Origin of the sequence: Streptomyces sp. RP5T, assembly GCF_003933965.1 — a bacterium.
Taxonomy (GTDB): domain Bacteria; phylum Actinomycetota; class Actinomycetes; order Streptomycetales; family Streptomycetaceae; genus Streptomyces.
Window position 1 is genome coordinate 1 of record NZ_RSAJ01000771.1, and the last position, 3,336, is coordinate 3,336.

Below are 3,336 nucleotides of genomic sequence, written 5' to 3' on the forward strand. Positions count from 1 at the left end.
CAGCCGGACCCCGCCCAGGGGCCGTCCCCGGCCCCGGACCCGTACGGGCCGCCGGCACCGGGACAACAGCCGTATGGGCAGCAGCCTTACGGGCAGCAGTCGTACGGCCAACCCTATGGTCCGCCGTACCCGACCTGGGGACAGGGCTACAGCCCCTACGCCCGCCCCTCCTCCGTCAACGGCCTCGCCGTCGCCTCCCTGGTGCTCGGTGTCCTGTGCTGCTTCCCCGCCGTGGGCCTGGTCCTCGGGGTGATCGCGCTGGCGCAGATCAGGAAGAAGGGCCAGTCCGGCAAGGGGCTGGCGATCGCCGGCTCGATCCTGTCCTCGCTGGGGCTCGCCCTGTGGGTGACGGCGCTCGCCACCGGCGGGTTCTCAGACGCCTGGGAGGGCTTCAAGAAGGGCGCGACGGAGGGCGCGGCCTTCTCGGTGGTGAAGGGCCAGTGCTTCGACGCGCCGGGGGAGTCCCTCGGCGGCCTGACGTACGACGTCGAGCAGGTGCCCTGCACGGGTGAGCACGACGGTGAGGTGTTCGGCGAGTTCAGGATGACCGGCGGCGCCTTCCCGGGTGACGCCGCGGTCTCCGACGCGGCCGACGAGAAGTGCCAACCGCTCCAGGACGCCTACGCCATGGACAGCTGGGCGCTGCCCGAGGACGTCGACGTGTACTACTTCGGCCCGACCCGGCAGAGCTGGCGGCTCGGCGACCGCGAGGTCACCTGCATCTTCGGCAACACCGACGAACACGCGACCCTGACCGGCTCGCTGCGCGCCGACGAGTCCACGCTGGACACGTACCAGATCACTCTCCTGAAGTCCCTCAACGCCCTCGACGCGGTGCTGTGGGAGGAGCCCGAGGACTACCCGGAGGACGATCTGCCCGGCTACCGGGACTGGTCGCGGGACGTCCACGACAGCCTGGACGAGCAGATCGGGGCCCTTCGCGCACCCTCCTGGCCGGACCGGGCGGACAAGCAGGTCGAGGCCCTGGTGAAGGACATGGAGGAGGCCCGCGACGAGTGGGCGAAGGCGGTCGCCGCGGCCGAGGACGACGACGTGGACTCCTTCTACATCCACTACGACAAGGGGTACGACTACGTCGACGGCCCCAGCACGGTCACCGCACGCAAGGCTCTGGGGCTGGCCACGAAGCGGCCGTCGTACGACGAGGAGGGCGACGACGGCAGCGGAGAGCCGAGCAGCGGCGAACTCAATGTGTGATCGCCGCCATAGTGGGGAGAAAGTGCCTGCGTAAAGCCCCCCACCGGCACATGTCATCACATCGAGTGATTCTCTGGCCTTTGCTTGCATGGTCGAACCCACGGTTGCCAGGCTGTTGCTGTCTGTACAACCTGATGGGAGCGGCCAGTGACATTCGGTGAGCAGCCGGCGTACCTGCGCGTCGCGGGTGATCTCCGCAAGAAGATCGTCGACGGTTCGCTGCCACCGCACACCCGCCTGCCGTCCCAGGCCCGGATCCGCGAGGAGTACGGCGTCTCGGACACCGTCGCGCTGGAGGCCCGCAAGGTGCTGATGGCCGAGGGTCTGGTCGAGGGCCGCTCCGGCTCCGGGACGTACGTCCGCGAGCGCCCCGTGCCCCGCCGTATCGCCCGCTCCGGATACCGCCCGGCCTCCGGTGCCACCCCCTTCCGGCAGGAGCAGGCCGACGGGGAGGGGCGCGGCACCTGGGAGTCCAGCAGCCGGCAGACCGAGGCGTCGGCGGCCGTCGCCGAGCGGCTCTCCATCCGGGCCGGTGACCGGGTGATGTGCACGAAGTACGTCTTCCGGGAGGCCGGGGAGCCGATCATGCTCTCCACCTCCTGGGAACCCCTCGCGGTCACCGGGCGCACTCCCGTGATGCTCCCCGAGGAGGGTCCCCTCGGCGGCATGGGCGTGGTCGAGCGCATGGCCGCCATCGACGTCGTGGTGGACAACGTCACCGAGGAGGTCGGTGCCCGCCCCGGCCTCGCCGAGGAACTGCTCGCCCTGGGCGGTGTCCCCGGGCATGTCGTCCTCGTGGTCCACCGCACCTACTACGCCTCGGGTCGTCCCGTGGAGACGGCCGACGTGGTCATTCCGGCCGACCGCTACCAGGTCGCGTACCACCTTCCGGTGAAGTAGTGCGCTCCCCGGGGAGGTTGCCCGGGGCGAACACTCAACGGGCCTGCGGGCGAACGCCGTTCGAATTCGGCCGTTCTCGCAGGTCGACACCGCTGTCCCTGAGGCGTCCCTGACGGAAGGCATGCCCCTCCACCGGGGGCGTGTTCACCGGTGCGCGCCCCTGCCGGAGGAGTCCGTCCTGGCTGGTTGCGTACCTCTTTGTGAAAACGCGTATTCGCTGCGTAAAGGTTGGGCGTAGGCTCGGGCATATGCGGATTGCGGTTTCCTTATCGGGTGGGGCTCGACGCAGGTCGGGAAGGAGCGGTGGGGCGCAATGAACGACGGCACGATCACTCTTCCCTGGCTCGTCATACGCCAGGACGACAACGGCAATCGCTACCGCGTGGGCAGGTACGCGACCCGGGCCGAGGCCCAGAAGATCGCCGACAGTCTCGATGCCCGCGGCCACAAACAGCTCTACTGGGTCGAGCGCATCGGCCCGAACGGAGCGAGTTCGGCCGACTGACGTGGCCTCCCGTAGGCTCCGGCGCATGACGGAACGGATCGTGGTGGTGGCGGCCGCCCTGTACGACGGTGACCGCCTCCTCGCCGCCCGCCGCAGTGCACCCCCCGAACTGGCCGGCCGCTGGGAGCTGCCGGGTGGCAAGGTGGAGCGGGGGGAATCGCCGGAGCAGGCGCTGGTGCGCGAACTGCGCGAGGAGCTCGGCGTGACGGCGGAGGCCCTGGAGCGGGTCCCGGGCGAGTGGCCCCTGCGCTCCCCTTATGTCCTCCAGGCCTGGACGGCCCGGCTCTCCCCGGACTCCCCGGCCCCCGAGCCGCTGCAGGACCATGACGAACTCCGCTGGCTGACCCCGGACCGGCTCTGGGACGTGCCCTGGCTCGACCAGGACGTGGAGGCGATCCGCTCACTGGAGGCACGCGGGGGCGCGGGGCTCCGTCCGAGCCGCTGAGCGCGCTCCGGCTTAAGCCATTCGGCACGGTACCGCACCCCTGATATCGGGTATGTGCCCCTTAACCCCACGAAAGCGGACATGGGCTGGCCCGGGATGTGATCGGCGTGATCGACACCGAAGGCGACTGCGCCGAGTGGACTTTCCCGGCGGACCCGGGTGCCGTGCGCGCCGCCCGGACGGCCGTCCGGGACCGGCTGGCCGCCTGGCACCTCGACGGCCTCGCCGACATCGCTGCCCTGCTGGTCAGCGAGCTGGTGACCAACTC

The 3,336-nt window shown here is 70.4% G+C and carries 4 protein-coding genes and 1 pseudogene; all 5 read left to right on the forward strand.

Annotation, left to right across the window (positions count from 1 at the left end; genetic code table 11):
- A partial coding sequence (locus tag EHS43_RS40700) for a DUF4190 domain-containing protein (protein WP_260470943.1) occupies window positions 1–1,218 on the forward strand: 1,218 nt, incomplete at its 5' end.
- Window positions 1,219–1,365: 147 nt separating this feature from the next.
- Complete coding sequence (locus EHS43_RS40705; RefSeq protein WP_125195565.1) at window positions 1,366–2,118, forward strand: GntR family transcriptional regulator; 753 nt, start codon at window positions 1,366–1,368, stop codon at window positions 2,116–2,118.
- Between the two features lie 313 nt (window positions 2,119–2,431).
- Complete coding sequence (locus tag EHS43_RS40710; RefSeq protein WP_007384464.1) at window positions 2,432–2,623, forward strand: SPOR domain-containing protein; 192 nt, start codon at window positions 2,432–2,434, stop codon at window positions 2,621–2,623.
- Window positions 2,624–2,648: 25 nt separating this feature from the next.
- Window positions 2,649–3,068, forward strand: coding sequence for a (deoxy)nucleoside triphosphate pyrophosphohydrolase (locus EHS43_RS40715; RefSeq protein WP_125195566.1), 420 nt, complete (start codon window positions 2,649–2,651; stop codon window positions 3,066–3,068).
- Window positions 3,069–3,166: 98 nt separating this feature from the next.
- A pseudogene (locus tag EHS43_RS48480) lies at window positions 3,167–3,336 on the forward strand (ATP-binding protein); the annotation flags it as partial.

Bases quoted from the DNA above. Each gene is read 5' to 3' on its own strand.
- EHS43_RS40715 (WP_125195566.1), top strand. From the start codon at position 2,649: ATGACGGAACGGATCGTGGTGGTGGCGGCCGCCCTGTACGACGGTGAC.
- EHS43_RS40710 (WP_007384464.1), top strand. From the start codon at position 2,432: ATGAACGACGGCACGATCACTCTTCCCTGGCTCGTCATACGCCAGGAC.